Source organism: Streptomyces sp. NPDC111628 (assembly GCF_055635195.1).
The window spans coordinates 250582-267041 of the sequence record NZ_JBVKBZ010000005.1 but is presented as its reverse complement, the minus strand read 5'-3'; the positions used below and the strand labels follow the sequence as shown (position 1 = coordinate 267041).

11 protein-coding genes and 1 tRNA gene are annotated in these 16460 nt (G+C 71.3%); 5 read left to right on the top strand and 7 right to left on the bottom strand.

Annotation, left to right across the window (positions count from 1 at the left end; translation table 11 throughout):
• Nucleotides 1-127: 127 nt before the first annotated feature.
• The gene (locus tag ACZ7MF_RS27025; protein ID WP_003999697.1) at nt 128-256 is read right to left on the bottom strand and encodes a DLW-39 family protein; all 129 of its coding nucleotides are present in this window, start codon (nt 254-256) and stop codon (nt 128-130) included.
• 339 nt (nt 257-595) lie between these two features.
• Between ACZ7MF_RS27025 and ACZ7MF_RS27020 the strand changes: the two genes are divergently transcribed.
• The 3 genes from ACZ7MF_RS27020 (at nt 596) to ACZ7MF_RS27010 (ending at nt 2706) form a co-directional block, all read left to right on the top strand.
• On the top strand, nt 596-970 hold the full coding sequence (locus ACZ7MF_RS27020; protein WP_471480439.1) for a DUF6344 domain-containing protein: 375 nt from the start codon (nt 596-598) through the stop codon (nt 968-970).
• Between the two features lie 180 nt (nt 971-1150).
• On the top strand, nt 1151-1939 hold the full coding sequence (locus tag ACZ7MF_RS27015) for a GntR family transcriptional regulator (protein ID WP_471480437.1): 789 nt from the start codon (nt 1151-1153) through the stop codon (nt 1937-1939).
• Nucleotides 1936-2706, top strand: a complete 771-nt coding sequence (locus tag ACZ7MF_RS27010; RefSeq protein ID WP_471480435.1) for a glycosyltransferase family 2 protein — start codon at nt 1936-1938, stop codon at nt 2704-2706. The genes ACZ7MF_RS27015 and ACZ7MF_RS27010 overlap by 4 nt, the downstream gene beginning before the upstream one ends.
• Before the next feature lie 101 nt (nt 2707-2807).
• Here ACZ7MF_RS27010 and ACZ7MF_RS27005 read toward each other — a convergent pair whose 3' ends face one another.
• Nucleotides 2808-3683: an FkbM family methyltransferase gene (locus tag ACZ7MF_RS27005; RefSeq protein WP_471480433.1), complete on the bottom strand. Its 876-nt coding sequence runs from the start codon at nt 3681-3683 to the stop codon at nt 2808-2810.
• 62 nt (nt 3684-3745) lie between these two features.
• Nucleotides 3746-3958, bottom strand: a complete 213-nt coding sequence (locus ACZ7MF_RS27000) for a ferredoxin (RefSeq protein ID WP_003975067.1) — start codon at nt 3956-3958, stop codon at nt 3746-3748.
• Nucleotides 3959-4237: 279 nt separating this feature from the next.
• Between ACZ7MF_RS27000 and ACZ7MF_RS26995 the strand changes: the two genes are divergently transcribed.
• A complete protein-coding gene (locus tag ACZ7MF_RS26995) occupies nt 4238-4828 on the top strand; it encodes a hypothetical protein (protein ID WP_471480431.1) in 591 nt (196 codons plus the stop codon).
• A gap of 365 nt (nt 4829-5193) precedes the next feature.
• Nucleotides 5194-10218: an nSTAND1 domain-containing NTPase gene (locus ACZ7MF_RS26990; RefSeq protein WP_471480429.1), complete on the top strand. Its 5025-nt coding sequence runs from the start codon at nt 5194-5196 to the stop codon at nt 10216-10218.
• A gap of 217 nt (nt 10219-10435) precedes the next feature.
• Here ACZ7MF_RS26990 and ACZ7MF_RS26985 read toward each other — a convergent pair.
• The 4 genes from ACZ7MF_RS26985 to gyrB form a co-directional block, all read right to left on the bottom strand.
• Nucleotides 10436-10512 (bottom strand) — tRNA-Ile (locus ACZ7MF_RS26985).
• A gap of 111 nt (nt 10513-10623) precedes the next feature.
• On the bottom strand, nt 10624-11367 hold the full coding sequence (locus ACZ7MF_RS26980) for a DUF3566 domain-containing protein (RefSeq protein WP_471480427.1): 744 nt from the start codon (nt 11365-11367) through the stop codon (nt 10624-10626).
• Between the two features lie 18 nt (nt 11368-11385).
• On the bottom strand, nt 11386-13980 hold the full coding sequence (gyrA, locus tag ACZ7MF_RS26975; RefSeq protein WP_471480425.1) for a DNA gyrase subunit A: 2595 nt from the start codon (nt 13978-13980) through the stop codon (nt 11386-11388).
• Between the two features lie 42 nt (nt 13981-14022).
• A complete protein-coding gene (gyrB, locus tag ACZ7MF_RS26970) occupies nt 14023-16083 on the bottom strand; it encodes a DNA topoisomerase (ATP-hydrolyzing) subunit B (protein WP_356866387.1) in 2061 nt (686 codons plus the stop codon).
• Nucleotides 16084-16460: the final 377 nt, after the last annotated feature.

Genomic DNA, 16460 nt, shown 5'->3' with positions numbered 1-16460 from the left:
CCCGCCACCCCTCGCGCTCACCGGCTCTGTCGCCGCCCGCCCCGAGCGGACCGTGCCCCCTCAGGGCAACACAAAACCCCGACCGTTTGACGGTCGGGGTCTGCTCAGGACCGGATGTCGGTCGTACTCACGAACCCGTGGGCACGGAGTCAGTCGCCTCCGTCCACAGATCCTGCTCGGCGCGATCCGCCTGGATCTGGCGGTACACGAGGAGCCCGCCGATGGCGGCCAGTGCGACCAGGAGAAGCTTCTTCACCGCGCGACCTCGTCTTTCCTTTGACGTAGGGGACCTTCGGCGCCCGACTATACACACCGGCCGATACCGATCGGTGACCTGCGTCGGCGGTCAACTGCCCGTCACCGGAACCCTTTAGAAGCGGACGAACCCATTCTGATCGGAGGGTGATCACACCCTCACGTGCGGTGACTTTTGCCCGCCTCTCTCCCGTCTGCGCACCTTTTCCAACACCCTGCGGCTATTCGGGTGGTGTTCATCTGAACATCGACGCGCCACGGGCGCAGGTCCACCACTTCGCGGCCCACATACACATCATGAGGAAAGTACGCAAATCGCCCAACCCGAAAGTGAGGGGCCATGGCCCGGAACAAGGTCCTGACGCTGTGGACCAGCATCGTCACCGCCTTCCTCGCGCTGTGCACGGCGCTCGGACTCGTCACGACGACGGCCGCCGCGGCCGTACCGCAGACCGGAACGCACAGCAACACCGAGAGCGCCTCCCCGGAGGCGGCACCCGCGGCCGCCCTTCCCCTGCCCCGGTCCCGAACCGGCTCCCTGCCCCCCACGATGAAGCAGCGCATCCGCGCCGAGGCGCACGGCGCGGCGCCCAGCTGCCGCCACCACCCGCTCGCCGAAGCCGCGGCCACGACCACAACCACGACCACCGGTCTTCCGTGCGACGACACCGCGGTCGAACCCCGGGCCCAGCACACCATCCCGCTTCAGCGCTGAGCGGCCCGCGCCACCCCCGACCCTGACGTAACGGCGATCTGCGTACCGCACCACGCGCGAGAAACGGCCCGGCCGCTCGACAGAGCAGCCGGGCCGCCGCCGTGTGTGCGCGGGAACACGACGGTACCCGTACACCGACCCGACTCTTCAAGACCTCTTGAGGAGTTGTAGCCTGCGACCGTGCCCAAGGCCTATGAAGTCATCGCGGACGATCTGCGCCGCTCCATCCGGGTGGGTGAGCGGCGGCCCGGCGACCGGCTGCCCTCGGAGGCCGACCTCGCCCACCACTACCGGCGCAGCGTGCCCACCGTGCAGAACGCGCTCCGGCTGCTCAGCGACGAGGGACTGATCGACAGGCGGCACGGTCTCGGCACCTTCGTCCGCCGCCCCCGCACCCCGGCGGTGCGGGACAACCGCCGCCACCAGTGGGAGAAGGACCGGGCCCGCCGGCCACTCGCCACCAGGGCCGCGACCGGCGCCACGGAGCACGACACCGGCCTGCGGGGCGACGACCTCGTCTTCCACGCCGAGTACAGCGAGCGGAAGGCGTCCGGGGAACTGGCCGAGGCCTTCGGCGTTCCGGAGGGCACCGTGCTGCTCCAACGCACCTTCCGCACGCGGTACTCGGCCGAGCCTGCTCCCTTCAGCCTCGTCACCTCCTACCTCGTCCGCGACCTGATCGCCGCCAATCCCGACCTTCTGGACGAGGCCAACGAGCCCTGGCCGGGCGGCACTCAGCACCAGCTCCACACCGTGGGCGTCGAACTGGACCGCGTGGAGGAGCGCTTGACCGCCCGCCCGCCGACACCGGAGGAGGCCGCGGCCCTGGACCTGCCGCCGGGCACGTCGGTGATCCTGCTCCGCAAGACCTCGTACGACACCGGCGGCCGGGTGGTGGACGTCTCCGACGTCACGCTGCCCGGGGACCGCACCGAACTGCTCTTCACGACCCGTCTGGAAAGGTGGTGAGTGCCGTCGTGAACCGGCGCGTCGTCATCGTCACGGCCGTCCACGGCCCCTCCGCCCCCTTCCTCCCCGAGGCCTACGCCTCGCTGTGCGCACAGGAGCTGCCCGACGGCTGGGAGTGGCGCTGGGTGATCCAGGAGGACGGCCGTACGGAGGACGTCCGGCCGCACGTGCCCGACGATCCGCGGGTCGTGTTCCACCAGGGGCGCCACGGACGGCAGGGCGGGCCCGGGGTGGCGCGCACGATGGCCCTGGCCCACGCGGACGGTGCGTACGTGAAGGTCCTGGACGCCGACGACCGGCTCACTCCGGGCGCCCTGGCCCGCGACCTGGCCGCCCTGGAGGCCGACCCGTCGATCGGGTGGGCGACCTCGCGGGTCCTGGACCTCCTGCCCGACGGTTCGACGGCCGGTTTCCCCGGCGACCCGGCGCACGGGCCGATCGAGCGCGGGGAGGTGCTCGGCTTCTGGAGGGCGAACGGCTTCCGGGCCCAGGTCCATCCGGCGACCCTGCTGGTCCGGCGTGACCTGCTGCTCGCCCTCGGCGGCTGGATGGCGCTGCCCGCCTCCGAGGACACCGGCCTGCTGCTCGCGCTCAACTGCGTGAGCCGGGGATGGTTCTCCGAGGACGTGGGCCTTCTCTACCGCAAGTGGGAGGGCCAGGAGACCGGCCAGGCGTCCCACGTGGAACCCGCGGAACGCGCTGCCCGGATGGCGGTGGTGGAGGCCAGGGCGCGCGCCCTGGCGTCCTTCGGATGGCGCCTGCCGTAGGGCACCGGCGGCATCGGCGGCATCGGTCGCTGAACGGCAGGAGCACCGAACGGCACAAGCGCCGAACGACAGGCGCACCGAACGGTAGGAACACCGAGCGGTCAGGGCAGCCGTTCCGCGTCCAGCCGCGAGAAGACCAGGTCGCTCTCCCCGGTCACCGGCCCGCGCAGCCGCTCCGGCGCCCGGGGCGCACCGCTCAGTGCCGGGGGATAGCTCCCCGGCGCGTAGTCGTTGGCCAGCCGGTAGACGTGGAACCCGGCGTCCCGCATCACCGCCAGCAGGTCGTCGACCCGGTCTCCGAGCCGGGCCATGCGCTCCGGTGCCACCTCGACCGTGATCTCCGCGTCCGGCCGCAGCGCGCCCAGCATCGACGCGAGACCGCGCACGACACTCCCCTCGGCGCCCTCGACGTCGATCTTGATCACCCGGGCGGTCGCGATCTCCGCCGTGTCGAGGAGTTCCGGCAGCGGCCGGGCCTCGGTCCGGAAGCTGGACTCCACCGGGCCGTCGTACGGGACGATGCTGTTCGCCCCCGTGTTCCGCGAGCTGGCGAGCGCGAAGGTCAGGGTCCTGGTGCGGTCCGAGACGGCGGCGTTGAGCGCGCGGATGTTCCCGAGGGAGTTGAGCCGGGCGTTTTCCACCAGGCGCCGGTGGACGTCCGGGGAGGCCTCGATCGCGACGACCCGGCCCGTGTCGCCGACCAGCCGGGCCGCCAGGACGCTGAAGACGCCGATGTTGGCCCCGACGTCGACGAAGCAGTCCCCCGGCCGCAGCCGACGCCGCAGCCAGGCGGTCAGGTGCGGCTCCCAGGCGCCGAACAGGTACAGGTACCGCTGGATGAGATCCTGCGTGTCCACGGCGAAGCGACCGCCCGAGGGCAGCTCGAGGACGGCCCTGCGGGGGTGCTCGCGCAGGTGCGCGTTGAGCCAGCGCGTGGCGAGGGCCGCCTTCCCGAGGGTGCCGGGGCCGTTGCGCACGTACCGCGTCGCGAGGCCGACCAGGGCCTCGGTGACGGCGGCGCCCGGTTCGCCCCGGGTATTCAGCCCCGGACCTCTTCCGCTTCCGTGCGGGCGATGGTGATCGCGGCGGACGGACACCCCTCGGCCGCCTCGCGCACCCGCGGGGCGTCGACGTCGTGTTCCCGGCCGGGTATGACGGCACCGAGGCCGCCCACCTGGGTGAAGACGGACGGGGCCCGGTGGACGCAGTCTCCGGAGCCGTAACACTGCTCGGGATCGACGGAGATCCTCATGCGCACTCCAGCGGGGGTCGGCGGTCGGCGGTCGGTAGTCGGTTTCGGAGCCTTCACGACCTGCCTGCCCACGGATCGGCGCACTGAACCCGCCCCGCACGCCCGCCTGTTGACCGGCCCGCCTGTTGGCTCGCCCGCCCCGGTCCTCGTAAGATCGTCCGGCAATCCCACATTCCGCCGCGGCCCCGCGGTGGCCTGCGACGGCCCGTGCCGGCCTGCGCGGTGCCGAGTGCGGAGTTGCGACCGGGGGGGGACGGTTTGGGGACCGGCGAGCAACTCGTGACGATCGCGGCCGTGCTGGTCGGCGCGCTGACCACACACGTCACGAATTACCTGATGGAGCGGAGCCGCAACCGCAATCAGCTGCTGACGCGGTGGGACGACAAGAAGGTCGACGCCTACGGGGAGTACGTGGACGCCGCCAAGCTGCGGATCGCCGCGTCCGTGCCGCTGTACGAGGCGCGGGAAGGGCTGCGCGAGACCCACCGCAGCGACGAGGACCTCCGCGACGACCTCGCGGAGGCGAGCCTGCGCTGGGGGGCGGCCTTCGAGCGGGTCATGCTGCTCGGCGGGGACGACGCCATCGAGTCCGGGCACGAGCTGAACGTGGTGCTCGCCGAGATCGACTGGCAGGCGACCGGCCGGGTCGAGGGCAGTCTGGAGGAGTGGCGGGAGCGGCACCGGGCGGCGTTCCGCGCCATCAACGCCTTCCACGAGGCCGCCAGGGCCGACCTCGGCATCCGGGGCCGCGTCACCGGCGAGAAGCACCCGGAGCGCGACCTGCTGGTCCCGCCCGCCCGCGGGTCGGCCACCGGCTCGGCCACCGGCTCGTCCGCCGGTTCGGCCACCGGCTCGTCCGCCGGGGACTGACCCACGGCGGCTGCCGCGGCCCGTCCACAAGTGCGCGTCGGCATGATTTGGCTCCGGTCCCTCCCCTCGTGGGGACCGGTGCCAAACCATGCCGGCGCCGTTTTCGCGTGCGGTACCGGACGGGCTCGGGGAGGGACGGGCCACCGAAAGCTGACCGAGAACATGCGGCCCCATGGGGTGGCTCTCCGAGTGCTGAGCCGCTGACCTGTCCGGGTGCCGCGGGGCCGCCTCGCCACTGCGACGCGATCCTGCCACCCGAGGTCGCCGCGGAGGAGGTTCCGGAATCCGGAAGCTGCTGTAGCCGCAGGTCAGCCGTATAGAGTGAGTTTTCCGGTCCGGACGTCCAGGTGCGGGGGAAGTAAGGAGTGGAGACCTTGAGTTTCGACTCAGGGGCACGCACGGCCTTCGCAGAACGCCTCGCACTGCTGTACAGGGAGGCCGGCAACCCTCCCCTCAAACGCGTGTCCGAGGCCGTCGTCCGGCTCCAGCGCGTCGACGAACGTGGGCGGCCGGTGCGGGTCTCCGCCCAGCGGATCAGCGACTGGCGGCGGGCCAAGAACGTGCCGGCCCAGTTCCCCGCCCTCGCGGCCGTCCTGCACGTCCTCATACCCCAGGCCCGGCGCGCACGGCCCGTACCGGTCTCCGCCGGTCTGTACGACCTGGCCCAGTGGCAGCGCCTGTGGGAGCGGGCGCTGGCCGACCCGAGCGGTGAACGCCCCGGGGCGGCCGCGGCGGAGGAGCAGACCCCCGCCGAGGCTCCGGCGGCCCTCGGCGGGGTCTGCCCCTACCGGGGCCTGGCCGCCTACCGCCGGCAGGACGCCGACTGGTTCTTCGGGCGGGAACGGAGCACGCGGGCCCTGCTCGCCCAGCTTCACGCCACGCGGGACACGGGCGGTCTGGTCATGCTGGTCGGCGCCTCCGGGGCAGGGAAGTCCTCCCTTCTGAACGCCGGCCTGGTGCCCGCCCTGCGCACCGGCACGCCGGACGCCGGGGACGGTCCGCCCAGAAGGGTGCTCCAACTCGTGCCGGGTGCCGACCCGCTCGGCGAACTGACCCGCCTGATACCGCAGCTCACGCCCGTCGTCGTCGCCATGAGGGAAACGGCGGACCGGGACCCGGACTCCCCCGAGACCTGGCACCCGGGCGACCCACGGACGGAGGACGCCGCCAGGGCAGCCTTCGCGGCCTGGGCGGCATCCACGGAAGCCCCACCCGGGCAGGAGAGCCGGGACGGGCAGGACAGACCGGAGAGTCAGGACGAGCAGGGCGGACGGAACGGGCCGGGCGAGCGAAAAGGGCAGGCCGGGCAAGGCAGGCACCGCACCGGCCCGGCCGACCCTGCCGACCCGGCAGGACAGACCGACCAGGCAGCCTGGGCCGGTCGGACAGAACAGGCCGACCAAACAGACCGAGCTGACGAGGCAGGCCAGGCAGACCGAAACAGTCGAACGGGCCTGAGCGGCCGGGGCGGCCCGGACGTCTCGGCATGCCGGAACGGCCGGACCGGACGGACGGTCCGGGTGAGCCAGGCAGACGGGCCGGGCCCGGACGGGGGCGACACGGCCGACCCGGACAGCCGGCCGGGCAACGCAGGCCAGGGAGGTCAGAGCGCCCGGGAGATTCGGCCCGCCCCGGTACCCCCCGCGAGGCAGCCAAGCGGGGACGACAGAGCTGGCCCGTACGGCGGGGACGGCCAGGACGGGCAGATCGGCCGGGACGCACAGGACGGGCTGGTAGGCCAGGACGACCGCGACAACCGCGACGGCCAAGACAGGCAGGTCGGCCTCGGCGACCGGGCACGCCAGGTCAGCCTCAGCACCCAGGACGGTCCAAACAGCCAGGCGCGACAGCTCGGCCGGACACACTCGGACGGCGAAACCCGCCCAGAGAACCCGCCGGGGCAAGTGAACCCGACCGGCCGGGCAAGCCAGACGCGCCCGCCGGACCCGGCACCCTCCGACAGCCGGGACGGCCACGCAGACCCCGATGCCCCACAAGGCCCGGCGCTCTCCGACAGCCGGGAAGACCATGCAGGCGGCCCCGCTGCCCGGCCGCGCCCGGAACGCTCCGACGGCCAAGAAGACCACGCGGGCCCCGATGCCCCGCCGCGCCCGGCACCCTCCGACAGCCGGAAGGACCACGCAGGCGACCCCGAGGCCCACGCCGCCGCCCGGGCGGTCGTCATCGTGGACCAGTTCGAGGAGGTGTTCACGCTCTGCGCCGACGAGGCGGACCGGCGCGTGTTCATCCAGCTGCTCCAGGCCGCCTGCGTACCCGGCGCCGACGGGGACCCGCCGCCGGTGCTGGTGACCCTGGGCGTACGCGCCGACTTCTACGACCGGTGCCTGCGGTACCCCGAGCTGGCCGACGCGCTGCAGCACCGGCACATGGTGCTCGGGCCGCTGACCACCGCGGAGCTGCGCGAGGCGGTGACCGCCCCCGCCAGGGCCGTCGGCATGGAGCTGGAACCGGGGCTCGCCGAGCTGATCATCCGCGAGGTGAGCACCGACGGCCCGCGCGGCGGAGGCGGCTCCCACGCCTTCCGGGCCGTGGGGGAGCACGACGCGGGCGTGCTGCCGCTCCTGTCCCACGCCCTGCTCGCCACCTGGCAGCGGCGCAAGGCGGGCCGGCTGACCCTGGCCGGATACCGCGCGGCCGGCGGCATCCAGGGCGCGGTGGCCGCGACCGCCGAGCGGGCCTGGTCCGGTCTGGACCCGGCGGCCCGCACGGCCGCGCGGCTGCTGCTGCTCAGGCTGATCCGGCTGAGCGAGGACACGCAGGCCACCCGCAGGCGCAGTACGCGACGTCGGCTGGCCGAGGAGTCGAGGGACCCGGGCAAGACCGAGGAGTCCCTCGAGGCGCTGGTGCGGGCCCGGCTGGTGACGCTCGACGCGGACACCGTGGAGATCACCCACGAGGCGCTGCTGCACGCCTGGCCCCGGCTGCGCGACTGGATCGACGAGGACCGCGCCGGAAACCTGCTGCGCCAGCGGCTCGAGGAGGACGGTCTGGCCTGGGAGGAGTCGGACCGCGACTCCGCGCTGCTCTACCGGGGCTCCCGGCTGGCGCAGGCCGACGGCTGGGCGAAGTCGGCCGACGACACCTTCCTGACCCGCAGCGCGGTGGAGTTCCTGGCCGCCGCGGTCAGGCTGCGCCGGCGCACCGTCATGATCAGCCGTGCCGCGGTGTCGGCGCTGGTCGTCCTGGCCCTGCTGGCCGTCGGTTCCGCGGTGCTCGCCTGGCAGCAGCGCAACGACGCCGTGTTCGAGCAGGTGGTCGCCGAAGCGGACCGGGTCGAGGACACCGACCCGTCCCTGTCGGCCCAGCTCGACCTGGCGGCACACCGCCTGCGGCCGGACGACGAGGACGTCAGGAACCAGCTGATCTCGATCGTGAACGCGCCCCTGGCCACCCCGCTCCTCGGGCACACCGGTGCCGTCTACCTCACCTCCTTCAGCCCCGACGGACGGATCCTGGCGACGGCCAGCTACGACCGGACCGTCCGGCTCTGGGACGTCTCGGACCCCGACCGTCCGAGGCAGCTGGGCAAGCCCCTCACCGGACACACCAGCTGGGTGAGCACCGCGGTCTTCAGCCCGGACGGCCGCACCCTGGCCAGCGCCTCGGACGACGGCACGATCCGGCTCTGGGACGTCACCGACCCCAGCCGTCCGCGACCGCTCGGGGCACCGCTGGCCGGCCACGGCGGCACCGTCTACCTGCTCGCCTTCAGTCCGGACGGCCGCACCCTGGCCTCCGCCCACGACGACCACGCGGTCCGCCTGTGGAACGTGGCCGACCGACGCGCCCCCGAGGCGCTCGACACCCTGACCGGATCCACGGGGGCGGTGCGCTCGGTGGCCTTCAGTCCCGACGGGGACACGCTCGCGGCCGGCGGCGACGACGACAAGGTCCGGCTCTGGGACGTGAGCGACCCCCGCCGGCCCGAGCCGGCCGGCGCACCGCTGGCCGGCCACAGCGGCCTGGTGCACTCGGTGGCCTTCAGCCCCGACGGCCACACCCTCGCCAGCGGAAGCGCCGACGACACCGTCCAGCTCTGGGACGTCGCCGACCCCGCCCGGGCGACGCCCGTCGGCGCGCCGCTCACCGGCCACAGCGGCCCCGTCTGGGCGGTGGCGTTCAGCCCCGACGGCGCCATGCTCGCGGTGAGCAGCGCGGACAGTACGGCGAGCCTGTGGAACGTCAGCGACCCGGCCTACCCCTCGCAGGTCGGCGTGCCCCTCGCCGGAGGCAGCGGCGAGATGTACGCCCTCGGCTTCAGTCCCGACGGCCGCACCCTCGCCACCGGCAGCGGCGACAGCAAGGTCCGCCTGTGGTCGCTGCCGACGTCCGACATGATCGGCCGCATCGGGGCCTTCCGACCGGACGGGCACGTACTGGCCACGGCGGCCCGCGACGGCCGGGTCCGGCTGTGGGACGTGACGGACGCCGGCCGGCCCGTCTCGCTGAGCGCTCCCTTCGAGCCGGGGGACGGTGACATACGGTCATTGGTGTTCTCCCCGGACGGCGGGACGCTCGCGGTCCTCGTGGGGGGCCGCGCGCTGCAACTGTGGGACGTCACGGACCCGGCCCGGCCCACCGCCCACGGACCGCCGGTGGCACTGAGCACCCGCTACGCGGGCCCCGACACGCTGGCGTTCAGCCCGGACGGCCGCACCCTCGCCACGGCTCACGACGACCGCACCATCCAGTTGTGGAACGCCGACGACCCGTCCCACCCCCGCCGCCTGGGCAAGCCGCTCACCGGCCACTCGGGATACGTCAACACGCTCGCGTTCAGCCCGGACGGCCGCACCCTCGCCAGCGGCGGTGCCGACGACGCCGTACGCCTCTGGGACGTCACCGACCCCGTGCACGCCACCCGCCTCGGCGCGGCGCGTACCGGGCACCTCGGGCCCGTCAACGTCCTCGCCTACAGTCCCGACGGCCACACCCTGGCCAGCGGCAGCGACGACGGCACGGTGCGGCTCTGGGACGTCACCGAGCCGGGCGAGGCGTCCGGGGCCGAGACCACGCTCGCCGGACACACCGACTCGGTGGTGTCGCTGACGTTCAGCCAGGACGGCGACACCCTGGCCAGCGGCGCCAACGACAACACGGTCCGGCTCTGGAGCGTCACCGACCCGGCCGAGGCGGCCCCCATCGGCCGGGCGATGAGCCCCAACGCCAAGACGGGCAACTTCCTGTCCTTCAGCCCCGTGAGCCACATGCTCGGGGTGTCCAGCGGCACGGACACGGTCCGGCTGTGGAGCCTGGGCGTGGACGACGCCATCGACCGCATCTGCTCGGCCACCCGGGGTGTGCTGACCGAGGAGAAGTGGCACGAGTACCTGCCACGCCTGGACTACGAGCCGCCGTGCGACCAGTGAGGCACCACCACCGCACACGTGATCCCTGTCACATCACCGGTACCCGACCGACCAGTCGGCACCCACCGGCCACCCGGCCTTGTTAGCCTTGGCCACAGCCCGACCGCTGGCGCATCCCCCGTCGCCAGCGGTCGGGTCTTTTCCTGCGTAGTCCACGTCGAACGGCGAACGGCGAACGCGAAGACCCCCAACCGGTACCGGCTGGGGGTCTTGGTGCTGGTGGGGCTAACAGGATTTGAACCTGTGGCCTCATCCTTATCAGGGATGCGCTCTAACCAACTGAGCTATAGCCCCGCCGCGCTCTGCGGTGTATGTCCCGCGCGCTGACTCCTGAAGATTAGCGCACGAGGCGGGCAGTCCCAAAATCGGTTGTCGCGCGGCCCGAGGGCCAGGACGGCTCGCGGATCACTCGTCCTCGGCGAGCGTCAGCTCCACACCGCCGACGAAGCCGGCGGACAGGTTGTAGATGAACGCGCCGAGGGTGGCCAGGGCCGTCGCGAGGACGACGTCGATGACCGCGATGATCGTCGTGAACATCAGCACGTTGGGCAGCGACAGGAAGGACTGCAGGTCGAAGCCGTTGGACTCGTTGGATCCGGTGGCCTCGGAGATCGTGCCGCCGACCGTCGAGAAGACGCCCATGGCGTCCATGACCATCCACAGCACGGCGGAGGCCACGATGGTGCAGATGCCCAGCGCGATGGAGAGCAGGAAGCTGACCTTCATCACCGACCACGGGTCGGCCTTCGACACGCGCAGGCGCGCCTTGCGGACGCGGGGCGTGGTCCGGGCGCCGGTGCGCGGGCGGCGCACTGCGGACGCGTTGCCGCCGTGGGTCTGACTGCCGCCCTGGGTCTGGTAGGCCTGCGGCGGGTGGTAGGGCCCGCCGGGCTGCTGTGGCTGCCGTTCCCCCGGCAGCGGCGAGGCCGCCTGCTGAGTCTGCTGGCCTCGGGTGTCCGTCACAGTTCCCCCCTGGGATCCATGCGTTGAGGACGAGCTCCCCGAGTGCGAGTCGGTCGCTCCGTCGTCGATCTTGCGCAGTTGAGTCGTGTGCGAATCCGTCGCACGCGCGGCTGAGCCACGGCCGCCGCCGCCCGTTTCCGTACCCGTGGGGGTACCGGCCGATCCGGCGCCCGTGGCTCCGCTCACGATGACTCTCTCCTCGTGCTACTCGGCCGAGGGCGCCTCGCCCTCGTCCGTGCCGGTGGTCGCGGCACCCTCGGCGGTCTCGTCGACGACCACATCGCCGTCGACCTCCTCCGCCTCGCGTCCCGCCTCGGCGTTGCGTGCGATGCCGACGACGGCATCGCGCTTGCCCAGATTGATCAGTTGAACGCCCATGGTGTCACGGCCGGTCTCCCTGACCCCGCTGACTCGCGTACGAATCACACCGCCCGAGAGTGTGATGGCGAGGATCTCGTCGTGCTCCTCGACCACCAGCGCGCCCACGAGCGACCCGCGGTCCTCGACGATCTTGGCGGCCTTGATGCCGAGGCCGCCGCGACCCTGGACGCGGTACTCGTCGACGGAGGTCCGCTTCGCGTAACCGCCGTCGGTGGCAGTGAACACGAACGTACCGGCTCGAACAACATTCATCGAGAGCAGCTCGTCCCCTTCGCGGAAACTCATGCCCTTGACGCCCGAGGTGGCACGCCCCATCGGCCGCAGCGTGTCGTCCGAGGCGGTGAACCTGATCGACTGCGCCTTCTTGCTGATCAGCAGCAGATCGTCCTCGGCCGAGACGAGTTCGGCGCCGATCAGTTCGTCGTCGCTTCCGTCCGCCTGCTCGCGCAGGTTGATCGCGATGACACCGCCCGAACGCGGCGAGTCGTAGTCCTTCAGCGGCGTCTTCTTCACCAGGCCGGCCTTCGTGGCCAGCACCAGGTACGGCACCGCCTCGTAGTCCCGGATCGCGCGGATCTGCGCGATCGTCTCGTCCGGCTGGAAGGCCAGCAGGTTCGCCACGTGCTGGCCGCGCGCGTCCCGGCCGGCGTCCGGCAGCTCGTACGCCTTGGCGCGGTAGACGCGGCCCTTGTTGGTGAAGAACAGCAGCCAGTGGTGCGTGGTGGACACGAAGAAGTGGTTGACGATGTCGTCTTCCTTGAGCTTCGTGCCGCGCACGCCCTTGCCGCCGCGCTTCTGCGCCCGGTAGTCGTCGGTCTTGGTGCGCTTGATGTAGCCGCCACGGGTGACCGTGACGACGATGTCCTCCTCGGCGATCAGGTCCTCGATGGACATGTCGCCCTCGTACGGGATCAGCTTGGTCTTGCGGTCGTCGCCGTACTTCTCGACGAGCGCGGTCAGCTCCTCGCTGACGATCCCGCGCTGGCGGACCGGGGAGGCGAGGATCTCGTTGTACTCGGCGATCTTCGCCTGGAGCTCGTCGTGCTCGCGGACGATCTTCTGCCGCTCCAGGGCCGCCAGGCGGCGCAGCTGCATCTCCAGGATGGCGTTGGCCTGGATCTCGTCGATGTCGAGGAGGTCCATCAGGCCGCCGCGCGCGATCTCGACGGTGTCGCTGCGCCGGATCAGCGCGATGACCTCGTCGATGGCGTCCAGGGCCTTGAGCAGGCCGCGCAGGATGTGCGCCCGCTCCTCCGCCTTGCGCAGCCTGAAGCGCGTACGGCGGACGATGACCTCGATCTGGTGGTTCACCCAGTGGCGGATGAACGCGTCCAGGGACAGGGTGCGCGGCACGCCGTCGACCAGGGCCAGCATGTTGGCGCCGAAGTTGGTCTGCAGGTCGGTGTGCTTGTACAGGTTGTTCAGGACGACCTTGGCGACCGCGTCGCGCTTCAGCACGATGACCAGGCGCTGGCCCGTGCGGGACGACGTCTCGTCGCGGACGTCCGCGATGCCGCCGACCTTGCCGTCCTTCACCAGGTCGGCGATCTTCTGCGCGAGGTTGTCCGGGTTGACCTGGTAGGGCAGCTCCGTGACCACCAGGCACTGGCGGTTCTGGATCTCCTCGACCTCGACGACCGCGCGCATGGTGATCGAGCCGCGGCCGGTGCGGTACGCCTCCTCGATGCCCTTGCGGCCCACCACGAGGGCGCCGGTCGGGAAGTCGGGGCCCTTGATGCGCTCGATCAGCGCGTCCAGGAGCTCCTCGTGCGAGGCCTCGTAGTTCTCCAGGTACCACTGGGCGCCGGCCGCGACCTCGCGCAGGTTGTGCGGCGGGATGTTGGTCGCCATACCGACCGCGATGCCCGCCGAGCCGTTGATCAGCAGGTTCGGGAACCGGGCGGGCAGGACGGTCGGCTCCTGGGAGCGGCCGTCGTAGTTGTCCGTGAAGTCGACGGTCTCCTCGTCGATGTCGCGGACCATCTCCATCGACAGCGGCGCCATCTTGCACTCGGTGTACCGCATGGCCGCCGCCGGGTCGTTGCCCGGCGAGCCGAAGTTGCCGTTGGAGTCGACGAGCGGCATCCGCATCGACCAGGGCTGCGCGAGGCGGACCAGGGCGTCGTAGATGGAGCTGTCGCCGTGCGGGTGGTAGTTGCCCATGACGTCGCCGACGACGCGGGCGCACTTGTAGAAACCCCGCTCGGGGCGGTAGCCGCCGTCGTACATGGCGTACAGCACACGGCGGTGCACGGGCTTGAGGCCGTCGCGGACGTCGGGCAGCGCGCGCGAGACGATGACGGACATCGCGTAGTCGAGGTAGGAGCGCTGCATCTCCGTCTCGAGCCCGACGGGCTCGACACGCATCGCCAGGGCGTCACCCTCGGGCGTCGTCACAGGAGTGTTCTCGTCGGTCATTGCTGGTGAAGGTCCTTCCTGGTGCGGTCAGCTGAGACCGACTCAGATGTCGAGGAAGCGGACGTCCTTGGCGTTGCGCTGGATGAACGCGCGCCGGGCCTCGACGTCCTCGCCCATCAGCACCGAGAACAGGTCGTCGGCCTGCGCGGCGTCGTCGAGCGTGACCTGGCCGAGCACGCGGTGCTCCTGGTCCATGGTCGTGATGCGCAGCTCCTCGGCGTTCATCTCGCCGAGGCCCTTGAAGCGCTGCACGGAGTCCTCGCGGATGCGCTTGCCGGCGTTGCGGCCCATCTCGATCAGCGCGTCGCGCTCGCGGTCCGAGTACGCGTACTCGAAGTCGTCCCGGCCCCACTTGATCTTGTACAGCGGCGGGCGGGACAGGTACACGTGCCCGGACTCGACCAGCGGCCGCATGAAGCGGAACAGGAAGGTCAGCAGCAGGGTGTTGATGTGCTGGCCGTCGACGTCGGCGTCCGCCATCAGGATGATCTTGTGATAGCGGAGCTTCTCGATGTCGAAGTCCTCGTGCACACCGGTGCCGAACGCGGAGATCATCGCCTGGATCTCCTGGTTCTGCAGGATCCGGTCGATGCGCGCCTTCTCGACGTTGAGGATCTTGCCGCGGATCGGGAGGATCGCCTGGTACTGCGGGTTCCGGCCGGACTTGGCGGAGCCGCCGGCGGAGTCGCCCTCGACGATGAAGATCTCGCACTTGGTCGGGTCGTTCGACTGGCAGTCGGACAGCTTGCCCGGCAGCGAAGCCGACTCCAGCAGGCCCTTACGACGCGTCAGGTCGCGGGCCTTGCGGGCCGCCACGCGCGCGTGGGCCGCCTGGATGCCCTTGCGGATGATGTCCGCGGCCTCGTTGGGGTTGCGGTCGAGCCAGTCCGTCAGGTGCTCGTAGACGACCTTCTGGACGAAGGTCTTCACCTCGGTGTTGCCCAGCTTCGTCTTGGTCTGGCCCTCGAACTGCGGCTCCGCCAGCTTGACCGAGATGATCGCGGTCAGACCCTCGCGGATGTCGTCACCCGTGAGGTTGTCGTCCTTCTCGCGCAGCAGCTTCTTGTCGCGCGCGTACTTGTTGATCAGCGAGGTGAGCGCCGCGCGGAAGCCCTCCTCGTGCGTGCCGCCCTCGTGCGTGTGGATGATGTTGGCGAAGGAGTACACGCCCTCCGTGTAGCCGCCGTTCCACTGCATCGCGACCTCGAGGGACAGGCTCTTGTCCTTGTCCTCGGCCTCGAGGTCGATCACGGTCGGGTGCACCAGCTCTCCCTTGCGGGAGTTGAGGTACGTCACGAAGTCGACGATGCCGCCCTCGTAGTGGTACGAGACGCTCTTGACCTCGTGCTTCTCGTCCTCGCCCGCCTCGTCCGCGCCGGCGGTGGCCTTCGCCGACTCGCGCTCGTCGGTGAGGTTGATCTTCAGGCCCTTGTTGAGGAAGGCCATCTCCTGGAAACGCCGGGAGAGCGTCTCGAAGGAGTAGTCGGTGGTCTCGAAGATGTCGCCGTCGGCCCAGAAGGTGACCGTCGTGCCGGTCTCCTCGGTGGCCTCGTGCCGGGCGAGCGACGCCGTGGGGACGCCCAGCTTGTACTCCTGCGTCCAGCGGTAGCCGTCGGTCCTGACCTCCACCGCCACCCTCGTGGAGAGGGCGTTGACGACGGAGACACCCACGCCGTGCAGACCACCGGAGACCGCGTAGCCGCCGCCGCCGAACTTGCCGCCCGCGTGCAGCACGGTCAGCACGACCTCGACGGCGGGCTTCCCCTCGGAGGGCACGATGCCCACCGGGATGCCACGGCCGTTGTCGACGACGCGGACACCGCCGTCGGGGAGGATCGTGACGTCGATCGTGTCCGCGTGACCGGCGAGCGCCTCGTCGACGGAGTTGTCCACGACCTCCTGCACCAGGTGGTGCAGGCCCCGCTCACCGGTCGAACCGATGTACATACCGGGTCGCTTGCGGACCGCGTCCAGACCCTCGAGGACGGTGATGGCACTGGCGTCGTACGACGCGGAAGCATCGCCGTGCGGGGTGCTCACCGCGTCGTTCACGCCGGTGTCGGTGGACGGGTTGTTCTCGTTGGGGTTGCCGGAATCGGCCACGAAGCGCCCTTTCTGGCACAGCACGAGCCGGGCTCGTCGGCAGGTTGCCGGAGCGGCTGCGGCATGTTGCGTTGGTAAGCCTTGATCAGCGTTGCTCAGCTAGTCCCGGACGGTCCCCACGTTCGGGGCGGGATTCTCTCTCATTCTACCGGTACCACTGACACTGATGGGGGTTTGCCGGTACCTGAGTCCGCATGTGCCGCCCTGAACCTGCCTCGTCCGACTCCCGATATGCGGATGGGGGCCTCAAGAGGCTCACAACGGCACTCAGCGCTTCGGGGCGTCAACCCTTTGCTACTTGGGAGTCAGATCGGGATGCGCGACCCTGCACGGTGGTGCGCCGCGGCGCACGCCGACGGTTCACGTCGTCCGTCGTC

What these genes read in the sequence shown, in the direction of transcription:
- ACZ7MF_RS27020 (WP_471480439.1), top strand. Translation starts at nt 596, where the DNA reads ATGGCCCGGAACAAGGTCCTGACGCTGTGGACCAGCATCGTCACCGCC.
- ACZ7MF_RS27000 (WP_003975067.1), bottom strand. Translation starts at nt 3,958, where the DNA reads ATGAGGATCTCCGTCGATCCCGAGCAGTGTTACGGCTCCGGAGACTGC.
- gyrA (WP_471480425.1), bottom strand. Translation starts at nt 13,980, where the DNA reads ATGACCGACGAGAACACTCCTGTGACGACGCCCGAGGGTGACGCCCTG.